The organism is Streptomyces sp. JLBJ103 (genome assembly GCF_058215575.1).
In genome coordinates, this window is sequence record NZ_CM177089.1 from 4624900 (window position 1) to 4648213 (window position 23314).

General features: G+C 71.7%; 22 protein-coding genes. 13 read left to right on the forward strand and 9 right to left on the reverse strand.

The window, feature by feature from the left end; genetic code table 11:
- Positions 1–3 precede the first annotated feature (3 nt).
- Positions 4–1755 carry an acetyl/propionyl/methylcrotonyl-CoA carboxylase subunit alpha gene (locus tag AC4BEG_RS20420; protein WP_490701187.1) on the reverse strand — a complete coding sequence of 584 codons (1752 nt, stop codon included), beginning with the start codon at positions 1753–1755 and terminating at the stop codon, positions 4–6.
- A 368-nt stretch (positions 1756–2123) separates the two neighbouring features.
- Here AC4BEG_RS20420 and AC4BEG_RS20425 point away from each other — a divergent pair, with 368 nt between their 5' ends.
- Complete coding sequence (locus tag AC4BEG_RS20425; protein ID WP_490701188.1) at positions 2124–2573, forward strand: hypothetical protein; 450 nt, start codon at positions 2124–2126, stop codon at positions 2571–2573.
- 85 nt (positions 2574–2658) lie between these two features.
- Here the strand turns inward: AC4BEG_RS20425 and AC4BEG_RS20430 are convergent, their stop codons facing one another.
- The 4 genes from AC4BEG_RS20430 to AC4BEG_RS20445 all read right to left on the reverse strand — a co-directional run bounded on the left by AC4BEG_RS20430 (position 2659) and on the right by AC4BEG_RS20445 (position 5385).
- The gene (locus tag AC4BEG_RS20430; protein WP_490701189.1) at positions 2659–3264 is read right to left on the reverse strand and encodes a Maf family protein; all 606 of its coding nucleotides are present in this window, start codon (positions 3262–3264) and stop codon (positions 2659–2661) included.
- Positions 3265–3340: 76 nt separating this feature from the next.
- The gene (mmpB, locus tag AC4BEG_RS20435; RefSeq protein WP_490701190.1) at positions 3341–3472 is read right to left on the reverse strand and encodes a morphogenic membrane protein MmpB; all 132 of its coding nucleotides are present in this window, start codon (positions 3470–3472) and stop codon (positions 3341–3343) included.
- 97 nt (positions 3473–3569) lie between these two features.
- Entirely contained in the window at positions 3570–3776 is a 207-nt protein-coding gene (locus AC4BEG_RS20440) for an acyl-CoA carboxylase subunit epsilon (RefSeq protein WP_201880937.1), read from the reverse strand.
- Between the two features lie 13 nt (positions 3777–3789).
- The gene (locus tag AC4BEG_RS20445) at positions 3790–5385 is read right to left on the reverse strand and encodes an acyl-CoA carboxylase subunit beta (protein WP_490701191.1); all 1596 of its coding nucleotides are present in this window, start codon (positions 5383–5385) and stop codon (positions 3790–3792) included.
- 200 nt (positions 5386–5585) lie between these two features.
- Here AC4BEG_RS20445 and AC4BEG_RS20450 point away from each other — a divergent pair, with 200 nt between their 5' ends.
- From AC4BEG_RS20450 to AC4BEG_RS20460, 3 genes are all read left to right on the forward strand, one after another.
- A complete protein-coding gene (locus AC4BEG_RS20450) occupies positions 5586–6473 on the forward strand; it encodes a biotin--[acetyl-CoA-carboxylase] ligase (protein WP_490701192.1) in 888 nt (295 codons plus the stop codon).
- A 144-nt stretch (positions 6474–6617) separates the two neighbouring features.
- On the forward strand, positions 6618–7826 hold the full coding sequence (locus AC4BEG_RS20455) for an adenylate/guanylate cyclase domain-containing protein (RefSeq protein WP_490701193.1): 1209 nt from the start codon (positions 6618–6620) through the stop codon (positions 7824–7826).
- A gap of 164 nt (positions 7827–7990) precedes the next feature.
- The gene (locus tag AC4BEG_RS20460) at positions 7991–10006 is read left to right on the forward strand and encodes a cytochrome P450 family protein (RefSeq protein WP_490701194.1); all 2016 of its coding nucleotides are present in this window, start codon (positions 7991–7993) and stop codon (positions 10004–10006) included.
- A 46-nt stretch (positions 10007–10052) separates the two neighbouring features.
- On the opposite strand, the gene AC4BEG_RS20465 is transcribed toward AC4BEG_RS20460, so the two are convergent.
- Entirely contained in the window at positions 10053–11090 is a 1038-nt protein-coding gene (locus AC4BEG_RS20465) for an SMP-30/gluconolactonase/LRE family protein (protein WP_490701195.1), read from the reverse strand.
- Positions 11091–11200: 110 nt separating this feature from the next.
- Between AC4BEG_RS20465 and AC4BEG_RS20470 the strand changes: the two genes are divergently transcribed.
- From AC4BEG_RS20470 to hutH, 4 genes are all read left to right on the forward strand, one after another.
- A complete protein-coding gene (locus tag AC4BEG_RS20470) occupies positions 11201–11644 on the forward strand; it encodes a MarR family winged helix-turn-helix transcriptional regulator (RefSeq protein WP_236076281.1) in 444 nt (147 codons plus the stop codon).
- A 90-nt stretch (positions 11645–11734) separates the two neighbouring features.
- Positions 11735–12541 carry an enoyl-CoA hydratase/isomerase family protein gene (locus AC4BEG_RS20475; protein WP_490701196.1) on the forward strand — a complete coding sequence of 269 codons (807 nt, stop codon included), beginning with the start codon at positions 11735–11737 and terminating at the stop codon, positions 12539–12541.
- A 265-nt stretch (positions 12542–12806) separates the two neighbouring features.
- Complete coding sequence (locus AC4BEG_RS20480; RefSeq protein ID WP_490707145.1) at positions 12807–13904, forward strand: GGDEF domain-containing protein; 1098 nt, start codon at positions 12807–12809, stop codon at positions 13902–13904.
- Between the two features lie 211 nt (positions 13905–14115).
- Positions 14116–15660 (forward strand): histidine ammonia-lyase, encoded by a 1545-nt coding sequence (hutH, locus tag AC4BEG_RS20485; protein ID WP_490701197.1) that lies wholly within the window; start codon positions 14116–14118, stop codon positions 15658–15660.
- Positions 15661–15715: 55 nt separating this feature from the next.
- Here hutH and AC4BEG_RS20490 read toward each other — a convergent pair whose 3' ends face one another.
- Positions 15716–16003, reverse strand: a complete 288-nt coding sequence (locus tag AC4BEG_RS20490) for a hypothetical protein (RefSeq protein ID WP_490701198.1) — start codon at positions 16001–16003, stop codon at positions 15716–15718.
- A gap of 358 nt (positions 16004–16361) precedes the next feature.
- Here AC4BEG_RS20490 and AC4BEG_RS20495 point away from each other — a divergent pair, with 358 nt between their 5' ends.
- Complete coding sequence (locus AC4BEG_RS20495; RefSeq protein WP_490701199.1) at positions 16362–17633, forward strand: L,D-transpeptidase; 1272 nt, start codon at positions 16362–16364, stop codon at positions 17631–17633.
- Positions 17634–17711: 78 nt separating this feature from the next.
- Here AC4BEG_RS20495 and AC4BEG_RS20500 read toward each other — a convergent pair whose 3' ends face one another.
- On the reverse strand, positions 17712–18242 hold the full coding sequence (locus AC4BEG_RS20500; RefSeq protein WP_490701200.1) for an RDD family protein: 531 nt from the start codon (positions 18240–18242) through the stop codon (positions 17712–17714).
- A 156-nt stretch (positions 18243–18398) separates the two neighbouring features.
- On the opposite strand from AC4BEG_RS20500, the gene AC4BEG_RS20505 reads away from it, so the two are divergent.
- Positions 18399–19181, forward strand: coding sequence for a VOC family protein (locus tag AC4BEG_RS20505; RefSeq protein WP_490701201.1), 783 nt, complete (start codon positions 18399–18401; stop codon positions 19179–19181).
- A gap of 69 nt (positions 19182–19250) precedes the next feature.
- On the opposite strand, the gene AC4BEG_RS20510 is transcribed toward AC4BEG_RS20505, so the two are convergent.
- Complete coding sequence (locus AC4BEG_RS20510) at positions 19251–20702, reverse strand: DUF2079 domain-containing protein (RefSeq protein ID WP_490701202.1); 1452 nt, start codon at positions 20700–20702, stop codon at positions 19251–19253.
- A 59-nt stretch (positions 20703–20761) separates the two neighbouring features.
- Between AC4BEG_RS20510 and AC4BEG_RS20515 the strand changes: the two genes are divergently transcribed.
- The 3 genes from AC4BEG_RS20515 (at position 20762) to AC4BEG_RS20525 (ending at position 23227) form a co-directional block, all read left to right on the forward strand.
- Entirely contained in the window at positions 20762–21457 is a 696-nt protein-coding gene (locus AC4BEG_RS20515; protein WP_490701203.1) for an HNH endonuclease family protein, read from the forward strand.
- A gap of 136 nt (positions 21458–21593) precedes the next feature.
- Positions 21594–22211, forward strand: a complete 618-nt coding sequence (locus AC4BEG_RS20520; RefSeq protein ID WP_490701204.1) for a SurA N-terminal domain-containing protein — start codon at positions 21594–21596, stop codon at positions 22209–22211.
- Entirely contained in the window at positions 22172–23227 is a 1056-nt protein-coding gene (locus AC4BEG_RS20525) for a nucleoside triphosphate pyrophosphohydrolase (protein ID WP_490701205.1), read from the forward strand. Before AC4BEG_RS20520 ends, AC4BEG_RS20525 begins: the two co-directional genes overlap by 40 nt.
- The last annotated feature ends 87 nt before the right edge of the window (positions 23228–23314 follow it).

Genomic DNA, 23314 nt, shown 5'->3' on the forward strand with positions numbered 1-23314 from the left:
GTGTCAGTCCTTGATCTCGCAGATGACCGCGCCCGAGGTGAGGGAGGCGCCGACCTCGGCGCTCAGGCCCTTGATGGTGCCCGCGCGGTGGGCGTTGAGGGGCTGTTCCATCTTCATGGCCTCCAGGACCACGACGAGGTCGCCCTCGGCCACCGTGTCGCCCTCGGCGACGGCGACCTTGACGATCGTGCCCTGCATCGGGGACGCCAGCGCGTCGCCCGAGGCCGCGGAGCCGGACTTCTTCGACGCCTTGCGCTTCGGCTTCTTCGCACCCGCGGCCGCCGGAGCCGAGACCACGCCCAGGGACGCGGGCAGCGACACCTCAAGACGCTTGCCGCCGACCTCGACGACCACGGTCTCGCGGGCGCCGGTCTCCTCGGCCTCGTCGGTGCCGGTCGGGGCGTACGGGGCGATGGTGTTGTTGAACTCGGTCTCGATCCAGCGGGTGTGGATGGTGAACGGGTCACTGGTGAACGCCGGGTCCGTCACCACGGCCTGGTGGAACGGGATGGCGGTGGCCATGCCGTCGACCTGGAACTCCGCCAGCGCACGGGCAGCCCGCTGGAGGGCCTGGGTACGGGTGGCGCCGGTGACGATCAGCTTGGCCAGCAGCGAGTCCCACGCCGGACCGATCACACTGCCGGACTCCACTCCCGCGTCCAGCCGTACCCCCGGACCCATCGGCGGGACGAAGGTGGTCACCGCCCCCGGCGCGGGCAGGAAGTTGCGGCCCGGGTCCTCGCCGTTGATGCGGAACTCGAAGGAGTGGCCCCGGTGCGGGGGATCGTCGTAGCCGATGGCTTCGCCGTCGGCGATGCGGAACATCTCGCGGACCAGGTCGATGCCGGTGACCTCTTCGGTGACCGGGTGTTCGACCTGGAGGCGGGTGTTGACCTCCAGGAAGGAGATGGTGCCGTCGTTGCCGACGAGGAACTCCACCGTTCCGGCGCCGACGTATCCGGCTTCCTTCAGGATGGCCTTGGAGGCGCGGTAGAGCTCGGCGTTCTGCTCCTCGCTCAGGAACGGCGCCGGGGCCTCTTCGACGAGTTTTTGGTGGCGGCGCTGGAGGGAGCAGTCGCGGGTGGAGACGACCACGACATTGCCGTGGGTGTCGGCCAGGCACTGGGTCTCCACGTGGCGGGGCTTGTCGAGGTAGCGCTCGACGAAGCACTCGCCGCGGCCGAAGGCGGCGACGGCCTCGCGGACGGCGGAGTCGTAGAGTTCGGGGACTTCTTCCAGGGTGCGGGCGACCTTCAGGCCGCGTCCGCCGCCGCCGAAGGCGGCTTTGATGGCGATGGGCAGGCCGTGTTCGCGGGCGAAGTCCAGGACCTCGTCGGCGCCGGAGACGGGGTCGGGGGTGCCCGCGACGAGGGGGGCGCCGGCGCGCTGGGCGATGTGGCGGGCGGCGACCTTGTCGCCGAGGTCGCGGATGGCCTGCGGGGGCGGGCCGATCCAGGTCAGCCCGGCGTCGAGGACGGCCTGGGCGAAGTCGGCGTTCTCGGAGAGGAATCCGTAGCCGGGGTGGATGGCGTCGGCGCCGGACTCGGCGGCGGCGGTCAGGACTTTGGCCTGGTCGAGATAGCTGGCCGCCGGGGTGTCACCGCCCAGCGCATAGGCTTCGTCGGCCGCGCGCACATGCATAGCGTCCCGGTCCGGATCGGCGTAGACGGCCACACTGGCGATCCCGGCATCCCGACAGGCACGGGCAACACGGACAGCGATCTCGCCACGATTGGCGATGAGCACCTTGCGCACGATGACTCCCTCCTTGAAACAAGCCGAGTTTAGGTACTGGCAACACCTCGCGCCGAGAAGACCCCGGGGGTGAGCTTGACCACACGGAGCGTGAACCCGGGCGCGAACAGGAAGCCAAATCCCCCGTCGCTCCACCGTACGCCCGGTTTTCGGGGCCGCGGCGCGCTACACGATGTGGGCTAGGTCTCTGCCTAGCCTTGCTGCGGCGCTTCAGCTTTCTTTGTGGAATCCCTACGAACGAGCGGCGGAATTTTTGCCGCGTGGTCCTCGCTCGTCCACCCCGTTGACGCCGCCCATTGCACGCCTCTTGTCGGCCGCGCTTACCCGTTAGTAGCGTTCACGGTGTCGAGCGGAAGAGGGTGGGCGGGGTGGCGCGCAGACCAGTGGCCGCGATAGCGGCCGTGACGCTGATGCTGGAAGCGGCCGGAATAGCGCTGCTGAACTGGATCCTGGGCCTGGTCGTGGACCGGCAGCAGATGTCCATGGGCGGGCTCGACACGGACGCGATGTCCATGGGCACCTGGGTCGCGGGCGGTGTCTTCGGCCTCTATCTGCTGGTGTGCGGTGTGGTGCTGCTGCGCGTCGCGATCCGCGACCGCGCGCCTGGCCGCTTCGGCCGCATTCTGCTCATCACCTGTGCCGTGGTGCACGGGTTGTTGGGCGCCTTCTCGGTCGGCCTGGTCGGCTGGCCCGCGTTCGGCTTCATGATGGTGGTGCTGGGGCTGCTCGTGCTCACGCTGCTGGCGTACGGGGCGGCGGAGGAGGCCGCGCCCGCCGAGTCCGCGGGCAACGGCCAGGACGCCCCCAGCCCCGCGTAGGGCCTAGCGCTCCGCGGGAAGTGCCGCGAGGTGCCTCCTGCACCAGACGCCGCGGGCTGCTCCTCAACGACCCGCCGGACAGGGCCTAATCGGTCCAGAGGTCGGTGATGCCCACGCCGACCTCGGCCAGCAGCCGCCGCAGCAGCGGCAGGGACAGCCCGATCACCGTGCCCGCGTCGCCCTCGATGGAGTCGATGAACGGTGCCGAGCGGCCGTCGAGCGTGAACGCGCCCGCCACATGCAGGGGTTCACCGCTGGCGACGTACGCCGCGACCTCGGCGTCGGTCGGCTCGCCGAACCGGACGGTGGTGGAAGCGGTGGCCGATGTGCGCTGTCCGCTCGCTGTGTCGATCACACAGTGGCCGGTGCGCAGCACCCCCGCCCGGCCGCGCATCGCCTTCCAGCGGGCGGTGGCCTCCTCGGCGTCCGCGGGCTTGCCCAGCGCCTGACCGTCCAGCTCCAGCACCGAGTCACAGCCGACCACCAGCGCCTGTGACGCTTCCGGAAGGGCCGCCACCGCGTCCGCCTTGGCCTCCGCGAGCACCCGGGCCAGTTCACCGGGGGTGGCCGCGCTCAGCGCGTCCTCGTCCACCCCGCTGACGATCACCTTCGGAGCCAACCCGGCCTGGCGCAGCAGCCCGAGCCGGGCAGGGGAGGCGGACGCGAGAATGAGGGTGCGCTGTGCGGTCATGCGCACCAGAGTAGGCGGTCCCAAGCCCGTCCGGCCGGGCCTCTCAGGGACCGGTCAGGGGCCGCTCAGGGACCGGTCAGGGCCGCAGCGTCAGGATGCACATCGCGATCATCACAGCGATCGCCAGGACGGCACGGGCGCGCCGGAGCATGGCCTGCGCCCGCCGCAATTCCTCGGGCGGCTCATCGGGCGGCTCGGACCACAGCATGCTTCCGATACTGGAACGCCGAGCGCCGTGGCGCCTGAGTACGCGTACTCAGGCGCCACGGCGCTCGGACACTATTTCCGGCCCTCCGGCGGCTCGGTCAGGCCGGCCAGTACGTCGTACGCCATGCTTTGGGGCCGGGGTGCGGCATCCGGCGGCTGGGGAGGGTGCGCGCCGGGTCGGACCACTCCTCCGGTACGCCTTCGCCCTGCGCGACGGCCGCGGCGGCCGCCGCGCGTGCCTGGACCACCGCGACTGCGGCGGCCAACTCCTCTGGGGTGGGATTGCCACGGACGATTCGGATCATGGAATCAGCCCTTCTAGAGGGGGATGTTGCCGTGCTTCTTCGGGGGCAGCGACTCGCGCTTGTTCCGCAGGGTGCGCAGGCCCCGGACGATGTGGCGGCGGGTCTCGGACGGCATCACGACCGCGTCGACATAGCCGCGCTCGGCCGCGATGTACGGGTTGAGCAGGGTGTCCTCGTAGTCGGCGATCAGCTCGGTGCGGGTCGCCTCCGGATCGTCGGAGGCGGCGATGGTCCGCCGGTGCAGGATGTTGACCGCGCCCTGGGCGCCCATGACCGCGATCTGGGCGGTCGGCCAGGCCAGGTTGAGGTCCGCGCCCAGGTGCTTGGAGCCCATGACGTCGTAGGCACCGCCGAACGCCTTGCGGGTGATCACGGTGATCAGCGGAACGGTGGCCTCGGCGTAGGCGTAGATCAGCTTGGCGCCGCGCCGGATGATGCCGCTGAACTCCTGCTCGGTGCCGGGCAGGAAGCCGGGCACGTCCACGAAGGTCAGCACCGGCACATTGAACGCGTCGCAGGTGCGCACGAAGCGCGCGGCCTTCTCCGAGGCGTCGATGTCCAGACAGCCGGCGAACTGCATCGGCTGGTTGGCCACGATGCCCACCGGGTGGCCCTCGACCCGGCCGAAGCCGGTGATGATGTTCGGCGCGAAGAGCGGCTGCGTCTCCAGGAACTCGTTGTCGTCCAGGACGTGCTCGATCGCCTGGTGCATGTCGTACGGCTGGTTCGCCGAGTCCGGGATGAGCGTGTCCATCTCCCGGTCCTCGTCGGAGACCTCGAGGTCGGCCTCGTCGGGGAAGGCCGGGGGCTCGGAGAGGTTGTTGGACGGCAGGTACGACAGCAGCGTCTTGACGTACTCGATGCCGTCCTTCTCGTCACCGGCCATGTAGTGCGCCACGCCGGAGGTGGTGTTGTGGGTGCGGGCGCCGCCGAGCTCCTCGAAGCCCACGTCCTCACCGGTGACGGTCTTGATCACGTCCGGGCCGGTGATGAACATATGCGAGGTCTGGTCCACCATCACCGTGAAGTCGGTGATCGCCGGGGAGTAGACCGCGCCGCCCGCACACGGGCCGACGACCAGGCTGATCTGCGGAATCACCCCGGAGGCATGGGTGTTGCGGCGGAAGATCTCGCCGTACATGCCGAGCGAGGCCACACCCTCCTGGATACGGGCGCCGCCGGAGTCGTTGATGCCGATGACCGGGCAGCCGGTCTTCAGCGCGAAGTCCATGACCTTGACGATCTTCTGGCCGAACACCTCGCCGAGCGCTCCGCCGAAGACGGTGAAGTCCTGGGAGAACACCGCCACCGGACGCCCGTCGACCGTGCCGTAGCCGGTGACCACACCGTCGCCGTAGGGCCGGTTCTGCTCCAGGCCGAAATTGGTGGAGCGGTGCCGGGCGAACTCGTCGAGCTCGGTGAAGGACCCCTCGTCGAGGAGGAGGTGGATCCGCTCGCGCGCGGTCAGCTTGCCCTTGGCGTGCTGCTTCTCCACCGCCCGCGCCGAGCCCGCGTGGGTCGCTTCTTCGACGCGGCGTTGCAGGTCCGCGAGCTTCCCCGCGGTGGTGTGACGGTCTGGAATCTCGGGGGCGATCTCCGGCTCGGACATCGGGATGCGGCTCCTGCTCGTCCTGGGGATGGATTCAGGGGATTCAGCGAACAGACGGGGTCGATAGACGGGGTCGATAGCGGTTTCGGACCGGTTCGGTGGCTGTTGAGCTGGCTGGGCTACCGGCTCGTAGCGTATCGGCGGGACTGCGTGGTGGCACTGCGTCGTTGGCCACACCTCCTGACCCTAGGCTGGCCCGTATGACGCCTTCTGACACCCCGGGGAGCCCGGAAGATCCACACGGCCGCTGGTCCGATCTGGAACGGCCGCCCCTGAGTGCCACCGCGCTGCGTCAGGCCCTGGTACGCCCCGGCGGGCTGTGGACCGGTCTTGAGGTGGTGCGGGCGACCGGCTCGACCAACACCGACCTGGTCACCCAGGCCGCGGCCGGGGCTCCCGAGGGCACCGTGCTGATCGCCGAGGAGCAGACCGCCGGGCGCGGCCGGCTGGACCGCTCCTGGACCGCCCCGGTCCGCTCCGGGCTGTTCTTCTCGGTGCTGCTGCGGCCCGGGGCCGCCGGGGTGCCCACTGTGCGCTGGGGGTGGCTGCCGCTGCTCGCCGGGGTCGCCGCCGCCGGGGCGCTGAGCCGTACGGCGGGCGTGGACACTGCCCTGAAGTGGCCGAACGACCTGCTGGTGACGATCGACGGCGAGGAGCGGAAGTTCGGCGGGATCCTGGCCGAGCGGGCCGGGGACGCGGTGGTGATCGGGCTCGGCCTGAACGTCTCCCTGCGCGCCGAGGAACTGCCCGTGCCCACCGCGGGCTCGCTGGCCCTGGCGAACGCCGTCTCCACCGACCGCGACCCGCTGCTGCGGGCCGTGCTGCGCTCCATCGAGCAGTGGTACGGCGAATGGCGCCGGTTCGAGGGCGACCCCGGCCCCTGCGGACTCCAGGAGACCTACGCGGCGGGCTGCGCCACCCTGGGGCGCCGGGTCCGCGCGGAACTGCCGGGCGGCGGGGAGACGGTCGGCGAGGCGGTCGCGGTCGACGGCGACGGACGGCTGGTACTGGCCACCGAGGGCGGGGTGCAGGAGCCGGTCTCGGCCGGGGACATCGTGCATCTACGCTCCGTACCGAGGGATGAATGAGGGCTCAAGTGGAGAGTGAGCTACGGCACACCTGACGTATCGTTGTCGCGGTCGGTCCAGTTCGGGGCGGCCGTGGGCGAGCCGGAACCGAACCGGAAGAGGGAACGGAAGGCAGTTGCGCAGGGATCGGACAGGGGGCGGGCGGTGACCGCCGACGACACGGGTTCCGGCACGGCCGAGGAGGGCGGTGTGCGGGACACCGCCGACAATGCCGACGCCGCCGACGCGGCCGTACGGGACACCGGGGCGCGGGAGCACGCCGCCGCGGACACCGCCGCCGCGGACACCGCCGAAGCCGACCCCGACGCTCCGGACCCGATCGCGCTCCGGCTGGAGCAGCTGATCCTCGGCGCCGAGAGGCGCTACACCCCCTTTCAGGCCGCCCGGAGCGCGGGCGTCTCGGTGGAGCTGGCCACCCGGTTCTGGCGGGCCATGGGCTTCGCCGACATCGGCCAGGCCAAGGCGCTCACCGAGGCCGATGTCCTGGCCCTGCGGCGGCTGTCCGGTCTGGTGGAGGCCGGGCTGCTGAGCGAGCCGATGGCGATCCAGGTGGCCCGTTCCACCGGCCAGACCACCGCCCGGCTCGCCGACTGGCAGATCGACTCGTTCCTGGAAGGGCTCACCGAGCCGCAGGAGACCGGGATGACGCGCACCGAGATCGCGTATCCGCTGGTCGAGCTGTTGCTGCCGGAGCTGGAGGAGTTCCTCGTCTATGTCTACCGGCGGCAGCTGGCGGCGGCGACCGGCCGGGTGGTCCAGGCCGCGGACGACGCCGAGATGGTCGACCGGCGGCTCGCGGTGGGCTTCGCCGACCTGGTGAGCTTCACCCGGCTGACCCGGCGGCTGGAGGAGGAGGAGCTCGGCGAGCTGGTCGAGGCGTTCGAGACCACGGCCGCCGATCTGGTGGCCGCCCACGGCGGACGGCTGATCAAGACCCTGGGCGACGAGGTGCTGTACGCGGCCGACGACGCGGGCATCGCCGCCGAGATCGGGCTGCGGCTGATCGAGACCCTCACCCACGACGAGACCATGCCCGAGCTGCGGGTCGGGATCGCCTTCGGCACCGTCACGACGCGCATGGGCGATGTCTTCGGCACCACGGTGAACCTGGCGGCCAGGCTCACGTCCATAGCGCCCAAGAACGCGGTCCTGGTCGACGGCGCCTTCGCGGAGGAGCTGAGCCGCACCGGGGAGGCCCCGGTGTCGGAGGCGGAGGCCGCGGAGGCCGCCGCCGCCGCGGAGAAGGAGGGCGAGGAGCCCCCCGGCTACCGCTTCGCGCTCCAGCCGATGTGGCAGCGGCCGGTACGTGGTCTCGGGGTCGTGGAGCCCTGGCTGCTGAGCCGCCGCGGCTGACCGTGCCCGATATGACAACTGGCCCCGGCGCGGAAGCCGGGTGGGCTAGTCTGCGCGCCAAGATCCACGAGTGGGTCTGGGTGAGTGGGCGGGACCGGGTGCGCTGACCGCCCCGGCGCCGTACGCCGCCTGTCCGATCCGCCCCCGGATGCCAGGAGCCATGTGTGACCGAGCCCGATGAGCCCGGCCCCCAGTCTCAGCCGGGAGCGGTGCCGGCGTCCCGCTGTCCCGCGCGGGCCGAGGGCGGCACCGGGGCGGTACCGCTGGACACCCCCGAGTTCGGCCGGGACCCGTTCGCCGTCTACCGGCGGCTGCGGGAGACCCACGGCCCGCTGGTCCCCGTCGAGCTGGACCCGGGCGTCACCGCGACGCTGTGCGTGGGCTACGAGACCGCGCTGGAGATCCTGCGGCGCCCCGATACGTTCTCCAAGGACCCCCGGCGGTGGCGGGCGAGGAACGAGGGCCGGGTGCCCGACTCCAGCCATGCCGCGCAGATGATCCGGTACCGGCCGATGGCCACGGCGGTGGACGGCGAGGAGCACCGCCGCTACCGCGCGGCGATCGACGACAGCACCAGCCGGATCGACCCGGGCGCCCTGCGCGGCTACGTCGAGCGCATCGCCGACTCCCTGATCGACCTGTTCTGCGCGACCGGGGAAGCCGATCTGGTCGGCGACTACGCGGCCCTGCTGCCGCTGCTGGTCCTCGGCGAGCTCTTCGGCTGTCCGCGCGAGGCAGCCGACCGGCTCTTCACGGGGATGGCGAAGATATTCGACGGCACGGATGTCGGCTCCGCCGGCCTGTTGGTGGCCGACGCCCTCCGGGAGTTGATCGACCTCAAGCGCGCCCGCCCGGCCGCCGATGTCACGTCCTGGCTGATCGCCCACCCGGAGCGGCTGACCGACGAGGAACTCGTCGAGCAGCTCGGCCTGCTGATGGCCTCCGGCAGTGAGCCGGTGATCAACCTGATCGGCAACGCGCTGCGGGTGCTGCTGACCGACGACCGGTTCGCGGGTGGGCTCTCCGGCGGCAGCCTCCTCGTGGAGGACGCGCTCGACGAGGTGCTGTGGACGGACCCGCCGCTGGCCAACCTGGCGGTGCACTTCCCCCGACACGACGTGGACCTGGCCGGGGTGCGGCTGCGCGAGGGCGAGCCCGTCGTGATCAGCTTCGCCGGGGCCAACCAGGACGCGCTGCGGGTGGCGGGAAGCCCGCAGGGCAACCGCGCCCATCTGGCCTTCAGCGCCGGTCCGCATATGTGCCCCGGGCGGAGCTCGGCCCGGCTGATCTCCGCCGTGGCCATCGAACGGCTGCTGGACCGGCTCCCGGACCTGGCACTTGCCGTCCCGCCGGAGGAACTGCTCTGGCGCCCCGGCATCTACCAGCGCGGCCTGGTGGCCCTCCCGGCCCACTTCCCACCGGCGGAAACGTCCGCCGCCCGGGACGCGGTCCCCGCGGGAGACCGGGCCCCCGCGGGGAGTGAGCGGAAGGCGACGACTCCGGCGGCTCCGGAGTCCCCGGCGGGGGGCCCGGCCGCACCGTCCTGGCCCGGCGGCCCAACGGCGGTTTCCGGCGCCGGATCTGCTGCGACCGGGGCGGCTCCGGCGGAAGATCCTGCTGACGGGCCCGGCGACGAGCCCACCGCGGCGGAGCCGGGAACGACTGGGACCACGGCGGCACCGGCGGCTTCGGCCGGTGGGCCGATGGAGCCCTCTGGTGCCGCGTCGGCCGAGCCGTGGAACCCGGCCGGGATCGGCCCGGCGGGAGTCCCCGTGGACAAGCCCGCCGGTGGGCCGTCCGGACACGGTGGCTCGGCCGAAGGGCCGGGGACACCGGCGGTGTCCGCGTCGCCCTCGGCCGGGGAGTCGGACGTACCGGCCTCCGCCGGTGGCCCGGCGGCGTTCGGTGGCGGGATGGCCGGGCCGGGGAGCCCGGCCGGGCATCGGGAGACAACGGCAACGGCGGCGGCCTCGGTCGACGCCGACGCGGCGGGAGTCTTCGCCGACGGGGCGTTCGGCCTCCGGTCTGCTGACGGAACCGACGGCGACACCGACGCGGCCGAGCCGGAGCCGCCGGAGCCGCTGGAGGGAGCCGAACCGACGGATCCGGCCGCCGCCTCCGTGGCCCGGGGCAGGCCGTCCGTCCTGGCCGCGCTGAAGCGATGGCGTCGCCTCCGTTAGAGCAGGGCTCCGTCGAGCCCGGCGCCGATGCGCGACAGGTTCCGGTTCAGATGCCGGTCACGGCGGCGACGGTGAACGGCGTCTGCGGTGTGCCGTCGCCCAGCGGGCCGCCCTTGTCGAACTGGGAGCGGACCACGTAGAGCATGCCGTGACGGCGTATCAGGGTGGTCGGGACCTGGAGCGTCTCATCGGTGAACCGGCTTTCCTGGCGGGCCGCGTGGCCGTCCGCCGAGACCCGCCAGCGGCTGATCGCGTTGCCGGTGTTGTGCGCCGCCCACAGGGTGCCGTGGTGCAGTTCGAGGCCGTCGGCCAGGCGCAGATCGCCGCCGTGCAGGGCCACCCGGCGGATCCGGCCCGAGGACAGGTCCAGCCGGTAGAGGTCGCCGCCGGTCATGTCGACGGTGAGCAGATAGCGGCCGGTGGGGTCGGCGACGATGCCGTTGAGGGTGTACGTGCCCGGGTCGTGCGGCTCCATCGCGCCGTTCAGGTCGAAGCGCGGGGTGAGGACCGCGCGCCCGCCGTGCGCGCGGGCGTGGGCGAGTTGGTGCGGGGTGACCCGGTAGACCACCGCGCGGGCGCTGTCGGTGAGATACGCGCTGCCGTCCGGGGCGATGGCCAGGTCGTTGACGAACCGGGCGCCCTGCCCGGGGACGTCGAAGCGGGCCAGCAGACGGCGGGTGCGCGGATCGTAGACGGAGACTCCGGCCGTGGAGTCGGTCACCCACAGCCGCCCGGCGCCGTCCACCTTCAGCCCGTTGGCGGTGGTGCGGCCGTCGGTACCCGCGGGGAGCAGGACTTCGGCCACCCGGCGGCCGGGTGTCATCCGGTAGACCGTGCCGTCGGCGAACGATCCGGCGTAGAGGGTCCCGGTGCGCGGATCGGCGGCGATGCCCTCGGGGTAGACCCGGTCGCCGGGCAGTTCGTACGCGGCGGAGATCCGGGGCTGGGCGGGGTGGTGCGCGGCCGGGCGCGCGGCCGGAGTGTCCGCGCGGGCGGTGGCCTGGGCGGCGGGGGCCAGCGGCAGTACGGAGGCCAGGGCGGTGATCGCGACGGCCAGGGTGCGGCGCGGAAGGGTGCGGGGCATGGAAGCCTCTCGAGTTGATTGAACACACTGCTTGAGGTGCACTCGAACCATAGTTAGAACACTAATCATCGTCAAGGTACTTATCTTTGATGCCGCCGTACGATGCGCAGATGACCTCGATGCCCGCTAGTGAGCGGCTGGGCTCCCACCTCAAGCGAGCCGAGCAAGCGCTGAACGCGACCAAGCACGCCGTGCTGAAGCCCGCCGGTCTGACCGTTCCGCAGTACGCGGCGCTGCTGCACCTGTCGGAGAACCCGGGTATCTCGGCCGCCGCGCTGGCGCGGGCGTGCATGGTGACCCCGCCGACGATGAACACGCTGCTGAAGAACCTCCAGGAGCGCGGGCTGATCGAGCGCACCCCGCACGAGTGGCACAAGAACGTCCTGGAGACCCGGCTCACCGAGCGGGGCCAGGAGATGCTGGCCGACGCGGACGCCCGTGCGGTGCGGGTGGAGCGGGGGCTCTCCGCCGAGTTCAGCGAGGAGGAGCGGGAGCGGCTGGTCGCGCTGCTGGGGCGCTGTGTGGACTACCTGGAGTCGGTCCGTCCGCGCTGAGGGCGCGGCCGGGGGCGGGTTCCGGATGGCGGGTCGAGCTGCGATGATCGCTCGCGACAGGTTCACGGTCGTTAACCGGGAGGGTTTCCGATGGGCGAGCAGCACGACGAGGTGCGGTACGGCGAATGGGTCGCGGTCCGGCGGCACGGCTTCGTGGCCGAACTGGTCCTGGACCGGCCGAAGGCCATGAACGCCGTCTCCTCCGAGATGGCGCGCTGTATCGCCACGGCCTGTGCCGCCCTCTCGGAGGACCGCGAGGCCCGGGTGGTGGTGCTGACCTCCAGCCATGAGCGGGCCTTCTGCGTCGGCGCGGACCTCAAGGAGCGCAACTCCCTCACCGACGCCGAGCTGGTGCGCCACCGGCCGGGCTCGCGCGCCGCCTACACCGGGGTGCTGGAGCTGCCGATGCCCACCATCGCCGCCGTGCACGGCTATGCGCTGGGCGGCGGCTACGAACTGGCGCTGTCCTGCGATGTGATCGTCGCCGATCCGACCGCCGTGGTGGGGCTGCCCGAGGTGTCGGTCGGGGTGATCCCGGGCGGTGGCGGCACCCAGCTGCTGCCGCGCCGGGTGGGTGCCGCCCGCGCCGCCGAGCTGATCTTCTCCGCCCGCCGGGTGCCCGCCGAGGAGGCCCGGGAGCTGGGCCTGGTGGACCGGCTGACCGGGGAGGGCGAGGACCGTACCGAGGCGCTGGAGCTGGCCCGGCGGATGGCCGCCAACTCCCCGGTCGGGCTGCGCGCCGCCAAGCGGGCCCTGCGGCTGGGCCACGGCCTGGATCTGAAGGCCGGTCTCGAGGTCGAGGACGCGGCCTGGCGCACGGTGGCATTCTCCGGGGACCGGGCCGAGGGCGTCGCCGCGTTCAACGAGAAGCGCACCCCCGACTGGCCGGGGGAGTAGGCCCTCTCCTGCCGGTCGGCCCGCCCGCCGTCTACCCGCGGTGAACGGCCCGCAGCGGATTGTCTCCGACGTTCTTACGCTGGAGTGCAGAGCGAGAGCTGCGGTGCGGCGAGAATGCGAGGCCGTCGTGAGCGACAACGGCGACTACGGCGACTACGGCGACAACGGGGGCGGCCACGGGAACGGCGGATCCGGCGGAGCGGCCGGTCGGCGTCCCGGCGGTGTCGACGGGCGGCTGCGCGCCGTGGTGGGGCTCGCCCAGGCGATGGCGGCGGCGCAGACCCCGCGCGAGGCGGTCGGGGCCGCCGCCGACAGCGCCCGGCGGGCCCTCGACGGCACGTTCGCGGCGGTTTCGGTGTGGGAGCGCGAGCGCGGCCGACTGCGGGTTCTGGTGAACGTGGGCGAGCTGATGGACGGCGAGGAGCCGCTGCCGGAGGACGAGTCGTATCCGGTGCACCAGTTCCCGGAGATCACCGAGTTCCTGCATGAGCGCTGGGCCTCTGGCGGTGAGCCGCACGCCTGGGTGGAGACGGCCGAGGGCCGTCGCACCGGCTCGGCCTCGTACTGCCACCAGAGGGTGGCCGCCCTGCGGCGGCGCGGGCGGGGCAGCTGTGTGGTGGCGCCGATCGTGCTGCACGGGCGGGCGTGGGGCGAGCTGTATGTGGCGCGTCCGGCCGGGAGCGAGGTGTTCGGTCGGGACGACGCCGACTTCGCGACCGTGCTGGCCGCGGTGACCGCCGCCGGTCTCGCCCAGACCGAGCGGCTGGAGGAGGTCCGCAGACTGGCCTTCACCGATCCGCTGACCGGCCTCGGCAACCGCCGCGCGGTGGACATCCGGCTGGACCAGGCGCTGGAGGCGCACCGTGCGCAGGGCACGGTGGTCAGCCTGGTGGTATGCGATCTCAACGGTCTCAAGCGGGTCAACGACACCCTCGGCCATGCCGTGGGCGACCGCCTGCTGGAACGTTTCGGCTCGGTGCTCTCGCTGTGCGGCGCCATGCTGCCCGGCGCCCTGGTGGCCCGGCTGGGCGGTGATGAGTTCTGTCTGCTGGGGATCGGTCCCCCGGCCGACGAGGTGGTGCGGGTGGCGGACGAGCTGTGCCGCCGGGCCGCCGAGCTGGAGATGGGCGAGGGGGTCGCCTGCGGTGTCGCGTCCACCGGCGATCCCATCGGCCCCATACGGTCGGCCCGGCGGCTGTTCCGGCTGGCCGACGCGGCCCAGTACCGGGCCAAGGCGGCCCGTTCCGCGAAACCGGTCGTCGCCGGGCGGGACGGCGGCCCGGACGACCCCGTGGTCCGGCTGGCCGACTCCGCCGCCGACCACCCCCCGGAGCGCCGCAGCTTCCGTGGCCGCCGACCGTGAAGCGGTGGTCCGGGGCCGTACCGGACGGGCGGACGCAAAGCCCGAGCAATGCCCGACGCAATGCCCGACGCAATGCCCGACGCAATGCCCGGCACACAGCCCGACGCGATGCCCGAGCAATGCCCGACGCAATGCCCTGCACAAAGCCGGACGCAAAGCCCTTCGGTCCGACAGGTGACAGGTCGCGATTCAGTCTCTAGGGTGCCTGAATATGGATATGCACACTGTTGTGGTGGGGACGTCCGGGACAACCGCCGAGGACGTCGTAGCCGTGGCGCGCGGCGGCGCCCGGGTGGAGCTGTCGGCCGAGGCGCTGAGCGCCGTGGCCGGAGCCCGGCAGGTGATTGACGATCTGGCCGCCAAGCCCGAGCCCGTCTACGGGGTCTCGACCGGTTTCGGTGCGCTCGCCGTCCGGCACATCACGCCCGACCTCCGGGTCCAGCTCCAGCGCAACATCGTCCGCTCGCACGCCGCCGGGATGGGGCCGCGGGTCGAGCGCGAGGTGGTGCGCGCGCTGATGTTCCTGCGGCTGAAGACCCTCGCCTCGGGCCACACCGGGGTCCGGCCCCTCGTGGTCGAGACGATGGCCGCGATGCTCAACGCGGGGATCACCCCGGTGGTGCACGAATACGGTTCGCTGGGCTGCTCCGGCGATCTCGCGCCGCTGTCCCACTGCGCGCTGGCGCTGATGGGGGAGGGCGAGGCCGAGGGGCCCGACGGCGCGCTGCGGCCCGCCGCCGAGCTGCTGGCCGAGCACGGCATCGAGCCGGTCGAGCTGCGGGAGAAGGAGGGTCTCGCACTGCTCAACGGCACCGACGGCATGCTCGGCATGCTGGTCATGGCCTGTGCCGATCTGGCCCGGCTGTTCACCGTCGCCGATGTGACGGCCGCGCTCTCGATGGAGGCGCTGCTCGGCACCGACCGGGTGCTCGCGCCCGAGCTGCACGCCATCCGCCCGCATCCGGGTCAGGCCGCCAGCGCCGACAACATGCTGCGGGTGCTGGCCGGTTCGGGGCTCACCGGACACCATCAGGACGACGCGCCGCGGGTGCAGGACGCGTACTCGATCCGCTGTGCCCCGCAGGTCGCGGGCGCCGGACGGGACACCCTGGCACACGCCCGGCTGGTCGCCGACCGTGAGCTCGCCGCCGCCGTGGACAACCCGGTGGTGCTGGCGGACGGCCGGGTGGAGTCCAACGGCAACTTCCATGGGGCGCCGGTCGCCTACGTCCTGGACTTCCTGGCCGTGGCCGCTGCCGATCTCGCCTCGATCGCCGAACGCCGCACCGACCGGTTGCTGGACAAGAACCGCTCGCACGGGCTGCCGCCGTTCCTGGCGGGCGACGCGGGCGTGGACTCCGGCTTGATGATCGCGCAGTACACACAGGCCGCGCTGGTCAGCGAGTTGAAGCGGCTGGCGGTGCCCGCCTCGGTGGATTCCATCCCGTCCTCCGCGATGCAGGAGGACCATGTCTCCATGGGCTGGTCCGCGGCGCGCAAGCTGCGGACCGCGGTGGACAACCTCTCCCGGGTGCTGGCCGTCGAGCTGGTCGCGGCGACCCGCGCGGTCGAGCTGCGCGAGGGCCTGGAGCCCGCGCCCGCGACCCGCGCGGTGCTGGCGGCGGTGCGCGCGGCCGGGGTCGAGGGGCCCGGCGGGGACCGCTATCTGGCGCCGGACCTGGCCGCTGCCGACGTCTTCGTACGGTCCGGGAAGCTGGCCGAGGCGGTGGAGAAGGTGACCGGGCCGCTGGCCTGAACCGGCGGCCGGTGAACGAGCCGGTAGCAGGGACGGTGGCCGAGTCGGCCGACGATCAGTAAGCCTCCGGGCGCGCCCGGCGCACGGAGGCGGTCACCATGACGACCCCGAGCCCCAGAAAGGCCGTACCGCCGACGAGATACGGGGTGACGTCCACACTGCCGGTGTCGGCGAGGTTCTCCCCGGGGGCGGACGCGGACTGGCCCGCGGTGCGGGGCTGGGCGGCGGGGGCGGCCGACGACTGTGTCCGCTCGACCGTGGCGTTGGCCGACGGGACGAACCACAGGGCGCACAGCAGCGAACCGGCAGCGGCGGCCGTCAGCAGCGGTCGGCGTGCGGACACTACGGCATCCTCCTTGAGGCTGCGGTGACTTGACCCCCGTCGTCGGTCCGATCGTAGTGATAACGACGGTCCGGACGGAAGCGAGTCCGGGCGGCTGCGCACACTCCGCGCAAGGGTGTACACCGAGAGTTTGTAGTTTGTCCGGTTTTGTGAGCGGGTGGGTGGTCCGATCGCGGTGATATGGCGCCGGGGGGACTGGAGTGCGCCGGTATGGGTACCGGCGGGTCGTAGGCTTGACCGGCGCCTTTGCTAAGTGGCCTTGCGCACAGTTTTACTGTGCGAGGAACCGGCCAAAAGGTACAGGCGTTCTTGTCGGTTAGGTCCGGGGTTTCTGGGGTCAAGGTCAAGACCAGGTCAAATGGAGAAGCGTGTGATGACGGACGGCAAGCGCCGTAGGGGGCTGGCGGCCGTGGCCGCTCTGCTCGGGGGTGTACTGACGCTCGGTGCGTGTGGCGGCGGTGACGACGGGGACGACGCCAAGAACGACGGCGGCTCGCAGTCACAGGTCGACGAGGCGGCGGCCAAGGACGCGTCGGACGCCCATATCAAGATCACCCCGAAGACCGGTAAGACCGGCGCGGGCATCAACAGCGACACCCAGGTCAAGGTCAGCGGCGGCAAGCTCACCTCCGTCAAGATGACCGCCGCGGCCACCGGTTCTACCGTGGCGGGCTCCATATCGCCCGACGGGACGACCTGGAAGCCCAACGGGCAGCTGGAGCGGTCCACCCAGTACAAGATCGCCGCCTCGGCCAAGGACTCCAAGGGCCGTAAGGCCACGGAGCATTCGTCCTTCACCACCATCTCGCCCACCAACAGCGTCATCGGCAACTTCACGCCGGAGGACGGCTCGACGGTCGGTGTGGGCATGCCGGTGTCGATCAACTTCGACAAGCAGGTGTCCAACAAGAAGGCCATCGAGTCCCACATCAAGGTCACCTCCAGCAGCGGCCAGGAGGTGGTCGGCCACTGGTTCAGCCCGACCCGGCTCGACCTGCGGCCCAAGGACTACTGGAAGGCCAACTCCACCGTCACCATGAAGATGAAGCTGGACGGCGTCGAGGCGTCGCCCGGGGTCAAGGGTGTCCAGGACAAGACCGTCACCTTCAAGGTCGGCCACTCGCAGGTGAGCACGGTCGACGCCAAGACCAAGCTGATGAAGGTCGTGCGCGACGGCAAGACCCTCAAGACCATCAAGATCTCTGCGGGCAGCCCCGAGAACACGACCTACAACGGTCAGATGGTGATCTCCGAGAAGTTCAAGGAGACCCGGATGAACGGCGCCACGGTCGGCTTCAAGGGCGACGACGGCAAGGGCGAGTACGACATCAAGGACGTGCCGCACGCCATGCGCCTGTCCACCTCGGGCACCTTCATCCACGGCAACTACTGGGGCGCCAAGTCCATCTTCGGCAACCAGAACACCAGCCACGGCTGTGTCGGCCTGTCGGACACCAAGGGCGCGGGCGACCCGAACACCGACGGAGCCTGGTTCTACAACAACACCCAGATCGGCGATGTGGTCGTGGTGAAGAACTCCGCGGACGAGACCATCAAGCCGGACAATGGCCTCAACGGATGGAACATGGACTGGAACGAGTGGGTGGCCGGCAGCGCCGTCGGCGCCTGACGCTCCCTCTCCTCACCACCGCCGGGCGGCGGTCGGCCCCGAAGGCCGGCCGCCGCCCGGCGCGTTGTCGGCGCGTGGTCAGATGAGGCCCAGCCGCCGCAGATCCTTCACCCGCACATACACCAGCTTGCAGTGGTCTTCGTACGGATCGCCGTCCGCGGAGCACAGGCTGCGCACCGGCTGCATCGGCAGCCAGGTCAGCCCCAGCAGCCAGCGGTGGACCAGCCGCCAGAAGCCCGGTCGCCCGGCGTCCGGTTCGCGCACCACCCGCATGCGCAGCATCCACTTGCCGAGCGAGGTCTTGAAGATCCAGGCCCCCAGGACCTGGTTGACGAAGGACAGCCCGAACACACAGGCCACCCACAGGACCAGGTCGTTCACCTCGACCTTGAAATGCGGGAGCACCCGCAGGGCGAGCGGCGTGCCGACGCCGAAGGCGAGTAGGAAGTCGACCGTCGCCGCCAGCATGCGGCGCTCATCACCGGCCGGTTCGGGGACGAGCGGTGCCGGTGGTGGCTGGGGCACCGGCGGTGGATGCGGCGGGACATAGGGCGCGGATGGTGCTGGGCCATAGCCGTAGGGCTGCTGTTGCCCCCGTTGATTGATCATGAAGGGAATTCTGTCAAAGCGCTCTGTCACCGCTCCCGCCCCGTCCGTCCCGGCCGCCCGCGCCGAGTGGCGGCCGGAACGGATCGGGGGAAGGGTGGGGAGAGCGGATGGTCCCGTCCGGCGCCGGGCCGGCCGGAGCGCACCCGGGAGGCGGCCATGCCCGAAGTCACGTCCTACCAGCCCGGAACACCGTGCTGGATCGATCTCATGGTGCCCGACCAGCAGGCCGCTCTGGACTTCTACTCCGGGCTCTTCGGCTGGTCCGGGGAGGTGGGCCCGCCGGAGAGCGGCGGCTATGCCCTGTGCACCCTGAAGGACAGGCCGGTGGCGGGCATCATGACGGCCCAGTCGATGGGCGAGGAGCCCCCGCCGCCGACCGTGTGGACCACCTACTTCTCCTCCGCCGACGCCCAGGCCACCTCGGAGGCGATCAGCCGCGCCGGGGGCACCGTGCTGCTGCCGGTGATGGATGTGATGGACCTCGGGCGGATGCTGGTGGCGGCCGACCCCACCGGGGCCGTCTTCGGTGTCTGGCAGCCGCTGGGGTTCGCCGGTGCGGGACTGGTCAACGAGCCGGGCGCGTTGATCTGGAACGAGCTCAACACCCGTGACAGGGAAGCGGCGTCCGCGTTCTACGCCGAGGCGCTGGGTGTGGAGACCACCCCCATGGAGGGCGCTGACGGCTACTTCGCGCTCTCGGTCGACGGCCGTACGGTGGGCGGGCTTGCGCCGCTGCCCGAGAGGGCGTCGACCGACACACCCTCGCACTGGATGGTGTACTTCTCGGTCGAGCAGGTCGACCGGACGGTGGCCAAACTCTCCGCGGAGGGCGGGGCGGTGCTTCAGCCGCCGTTCGACATGGTGGCGGGCCGGATGTCGGTGGTGCGGGATCCGCAGGGCGCGGCGTTCGCCGTGATCGCCCCGAAGCCGATGAGCTGAGCGCTCGGCGGGAAGTGCCACGAGCTGCCGTCGTTCGTCCGCGGCTGTCTCGTGGCCGGGCGGCGGCGGTCAGCGCCGCTTGACGACGAAGTAGCCCGAGGCGGAGCCGTACGGCTCGTAGGTGGCGCCCGGGTGCAGCTGACGGGCGTACTGCACCACCTCGCCCATACTGCGCTCCGGCTCCTGGAGGGCTATGTAGTCCGGTTCGACACCGCGGGCCGCGCCCACCCACAGCACCCGGCAGCGGTCGGTGAGCCGGGATATCGGCCCCACGTTGGCCTCCACCGACGCCCCGTCCGGTATCCGGTCCAGCAGCCGTTCCACCGCGCTGACCGACGGGGACTTCTCGTAGGTGTCCCCCTTGGTGAGGTCGTACAGCGGCATGGCGGACGACAGCGCCAGGGCCGCCCCGCACACCGCGGCGGGCAGTTGGCGGGAGTACGAGGCGAGCCAGGCCCGGCGGCTGTCGCGGGTCCGGGCCACGGCGTCGACCAGAGCCAGGAAGACCACCGGCATCAGCACCGCGCTGTAGTGCCAGTCAGTGCCCCAGTAGTGGTCGTCGTGGGAGAGGAAGCGCCAGCCGAGCGTGGGCACGGCCACCAGCAGCAGCGGGGAGCGCAGGCTCAGCAGTCCGGTGGTCGGCAGCAGGATCCACAACAGGGTGCGCAGCGCGGTGCCGAGGGGGATGGTGCCGGTCTGGTCGCCGCCGCCGCCGACCTTGTCCCAGTAGTCGTACGAGCCCGTGCCGTTGAAGCCGGGGATGATGACGCCCAGCGCGAGGGCCGAGGCCATGATGCCGAAGACCATGAGGCCGACGGCGAGCGGGGTGATCCGCTGCTCATGGGTCCGCCAGGTGCGCACCACGATGACGAAGCCGATCGCGGCCACGGTGGCGCCCATGTCCTCCTTGACGAGGACCAGCGGGGCGGCCCACAGCATCGCCGCGTACCAGCGCTCGCGCAGCACAGCCTCCAGACAGAAGGCCAGTAGCGGGACGGCGAAGCAGATCTCGTGGAAGTCGAAGTCCACGGCGCGCTGGATGCCCCAGGACGCCCCGTAGGCGATACCGATCGCCAGCCCGCGGCCACGCCCCAGCAGCCGGGCGGCGACACGGGTCACGGGGACGGCGGAGACGGCGAACAGGGCCGCCTGCGCCACCAGCAGCGTGACGGGGCCGGGGAAGACCCGGTAGACCGGGCCGAGCAGGGCCGTGATGGGGCTGAAGTGGTCGCCGAGAATGTTGGCGCCGGGGCCCTTGAGATCGGCCACCGGCTCCTGGAAGTGCGCGTACGCCCGTATCGCCTGTTCGAAGATGCCCAGGTCCCAGGACATGCTGGCCATCCGGCGGTAGCGGCAGACCGACAGCGTCGCGTAGAGCGCGAAGAGGACGAGGGCCAGCCCGTAGGGGTCCAGCCGCGGTCCGCGCAGCGCACTCGCCCTGGCGAGCAGCCCGGTACGGCCCGTGGGGGCGGTCGCCCCGTCCGTGGTGCTGCCGGGCGGGACTGCTGCGGCCGTGTCCATCCAGGGTCCTTATCGTGTGGGCGGTCTGTGCGAAAAGATACGCGAAGGGGGAGAGTCGGTTGCTTGGACGGCTTGGGGGATTTGGGCGGGGCACCGCGGTGGCGCTGGCCGTGCTGTTCGCGGTGGCCGGCTGCCGGTCCGGCGGGGACGAGGACGGCTCGGCGGAAGGGGGCCGGCCGTCGGGACCGGCGCTCTCCGCAGTGGCGTCGCTCACGGTCAAGGGGCGGGCGCCGAAGACGGGTTATGAGCGCAGCGCCTTCGGCAGCTCATGGGTGGACACCGATGACAACGGCTGCGGGACGCGCGATGACATCCTCAAGCGCGATCTGGAGAAGGTGCGGTTCCGCGGCGGCCACTGCCTGGTCGCCTCCGGCACGTTGGACGACGATCCGTACACCGGCCGCAGCGTGCGGTTCGTCCGCGGCCACAGCAAGGTCGACATCGACCATGTGGTGGCGCTCTCCGACGCCTGGCAGAAGGGGGCCCGGCAGTGGGACCGGGACAAGCGGGTGGCGTTCGCCAACGACCCGCTGAATCTGATCGCGGTGGACGCCTCCGCCAACCGCCGCAAGGGCGACGGGGACGCGGCGACCTGGCTGCCACCCAACACGGCGTACCGCTGTGACTATGTGGCGCACCAGGTCGCGGTGAAGAAGAAGTACGGGGTGTGGGTGACGCGGGCGGAGAAGAACGCGATGACACGGGTGCTGGGCCGGTGCCCGGACACCGGGCTGCCTGTGCGCGGCGGCCGTTAGACCGGGTGCCGGGCCCGGCGCTGACCAAGACGCCGGTGAATCGTTGTCCAAGCAGTGGCCTAGGCCGCGCCGACTCCATACCATCGATCAAACCCAGATCGTCTGTCGCGCCGCACGATCTCTGCCGGGAGGCTCAATGATCCGCCGCCGTACTGCGCTCTCCGTCTCCGCCGCGTCCGCCCTGCTGCTCTCCGCCCCGCTCCTCACGGCCTGCGGAGAGGCCCCGCGCCCCGGTGCCGCCGCCGTCGTGGACGGAAGCCGGATCACCGTCTCGCAGCTCCAGGCGCAGGTGAAGGACGTACGGGACGCGCAGCGCGGCTCACCCAAGGCCGACCAGCTCCTCGCGGCCGGCGGCAGGCTGAGCCAGGACACCCTGATCCGCATGATCCAGTTCCGGGTCATCGAGCGGGCGGGCAAGGACAACGGCGTCGGCGTCACTCGCCGCGAGGTGCAGCGGGCCCGCGGCGCCGCCGAGCAGCAGGCGGGTGGCGCCGCCGCGCTGCGCGCCCTCTATGTGGAGCAGGGCATCGCGCCGGACCGGATCGACCAGGCCGTCCGGATGGACCTCACCCGCAGCGCGCTGCTGCGCAAACTGGGCACCACCAAGGTCAACGCGGTCTTCGCCCGTACCTCCAAGGCGCTCGACATCCAGGTCAACCCGCGCTACGGGAAGTGGGACGACAACCAGGGCACCGCGGTGATCGCCAAGGAGGCATGGCTGCGCACCTCGGGCGGCTCCCCGGAGCAGGCGTAAGTTACGTTGCAAGGGTGACCGCACCAGACTCCGCAGCCCTGGCCGACGCCGCCGCCACCGGCCGTATCGTCCTTCTCACCACCAGCCACCGGGTGGCGCCCGGACTGCTGTCCTGGCCCGCGTGGCAGGCGCTGCGCGAGGCGGACCGGGTGCTGTGCGGTGACCCCGGCCATCCGCAGCTGCCCTATCTGCGGGAGGCGGGGATCACGGTGGAGCGGGCGGTGCCGACCGCGCGGGAGCTGGTCGACCACTGCCGGACCGGCGGCGGCCGGAGCGTTGTGGTGATCACCTCGGCGGAGGGGGAGTCGGAGCTGACCGACGGGCTGGCGAGGCTGGCCGGTTCCGGCCGTGAATCCATGCCCGATCTGGAGCTGCTGCCCGGCTCCTACGACCTCCCGGGCGCGCGGCTGCTCGACCTGGTGCAGATCATGGACCGGATCCGGGCCGAATGCCCGTGGAGCGGCACCCGAACCAACGCGGAGCTGGTGAAGTACGGTATCGAGGAGGCGTACGAACTCGTCGAGGCCATCGAGGACGGTGACCGCGAGGCGCTGCGCGAGGAGCTCGGCGATGTGCTGCTCCAGGTCGTCTTCCACGCCCGGATCGCCGAGGACGACCCGGAGGCGCCGTTCTCGATCGACGATGTGGCGGGCGGCATCGTGGACAAGCTGATCCACCGCCATCCGCATGTGTTCGGCGACGAGGCCGCCGAGACCCCCGAGGACGTCAAGGCGCACTGGCTGCGCACCAAGGCGGCCGAGAAGCAGCGCACTTCGGTCACCGAAGGGGTGCCGCTCGGTCAGCCCGCCCTGGCGCTCACCGCCAAACTGGCCTTCCGCGCCCGGACGGCCGGGCTCGATGTCCGGCTCCCGGAGGGCGAGGGCATCGGCTACGAACTGCTGGCGCTCGCGGTGCGTGCGGAAGAGCAGGGCATCGAGCCGGAGACCGCCCTGCGGGCCGCGGCCCGCGCCTACCGGGACGCGATACGCGCCGCGGAGGACTCCGCGGCGGCCTGAGACGGGCGGGCGGCGGGTGCCTGAGGGTACTCGGGCGCCATGTCCGCCGACGCCGTGGAACGTGCCGCCGGACGGGACGCTACGGGC

What these genes read in the sequence shown, in the direction of transcription:
- AC4BEG_RS20505 (WP_490701201.1), top strand. Translation starts at nt 18,399, where the DNA reads ATGCCCGAAGTCACGTCCTACCAGCCCGGAACACCGTGCTGGATCGAT.
- AC4BEG_RS20465 (WP_490701195.1), bottom strand. Translation starts at nt 11,090, where the DNA reads ATGCCCCGCACCCTTCCGCGCCGCACCCTGGCCGTCGCGATCACCGCC.
- AC4BEG_RS20475 (WP_490701196.1), top strand. Translation starts at nt 11,735, where the DNA reads ATGGGCGAGCAGCACGACGAGGTGCGGTACGGCGAATGGGTCGCGGTC.
- AC4BEG_RS20480 (WP_490707145.1), top strand. Translation starts at nt 12,807, where the DNA reads ATGGCGGCGGCGCAGACCCCGCGCGAGGCGGTCGGGGCCGCCGCCGAC.
- AC4BEG_RS20510 (WP_490701202.1), bottom strand. Translation starts at nt 20,702, where the DNA reads ATGGACACGGCCGCAGCAGTCCCGCCCGGCAGCACCACGGACGGGGCG.
- AC4BEG_RS20445 (WP_490701191.1), bottom strand. Translation starts at nt 5,385, where the DNA reads ATGTCCGAGCCGGAGATCGCCCCCGAGATTCCAGACCGTCACACCACC.
- AC4BEG_RS20520 (WP_490701204.1), top strand. Translation starts at nt 21,594, where the DNA reads ATGATCCGCCGCCGTACTGCGCTCTCCGTCTCCGCCGCGTCCGCCCTG.
- mmpB (WP_490701190.1), bottom strand. Translation starts at nt 3,472, where the DNA reads ATGCTGTGGTCCGAGCCGCCCGATGAGCCGCCCGAGGAATTGCGGCGG.
- AC4BEG_RS20430 (WP_490701189.1), bottom strand. Translation starts at nt 3,264, where the DNA reads ATGACCGCACAGCGCACCCTCATTCTCGCGTCCGCCTCCCCTGCCCGG.
- AC4BEG_RS20470 (WP_236076281.1), top strand. Translation starts at nt 11,201, where the DNA reads ATGACCTCGATGCCCGCTAGTGAGCGGCTGGGCTCCCACCTCAAGCGA.
- AC4BEG_RS20495 (WP_490701199.1), top strand. Translation starts at nt 16,362, where the DNA reads ATGGAGAAGCGTGTGATGACGGACGGCAAGCGCCGTAGGGGGCTGGCG.
- hutH (WP_490701197.1), top strand. Translation starts at nt 14,116, where the DNA reads ATGGATATGCACACTGTTGTGGTGGGGACGTCCGGGACAACCGCCGAG.
- AC4BEG_RS20440 (WP_201880937.1), bottom strand. Translation starts at nt 3,776, where the DNA reads ATGATCCGAATCGTCCGTGGCAATCCCACCCCAGAGGAGTTGGCCGCC.
- AC4BEG_RS20500 (WP_490701200.1), bottom strand. Translation starts at nt 18,242, where the DNA reads ATGATCAATCAACGGGGGCAACAGCAGCCCTACGGCTATGGCCCAGCA.
- AC4BEG_RS20525 (WP_490701205.1), top strand. Translation starts at nt 22,172, where the DNA reads ATGGCTGCGCACCTCGGGCGGCTCCCCGGAGCAGGCGTAAGTTACGTT.
- AC4BEG_RS20450 (WP_490701192.1), top strand. Translation starts at nt 5,586, where the DNA reads ATGACGCCTTCTGACACCCCGGGGAGCCCGGAAGATCCACACGGCCGC.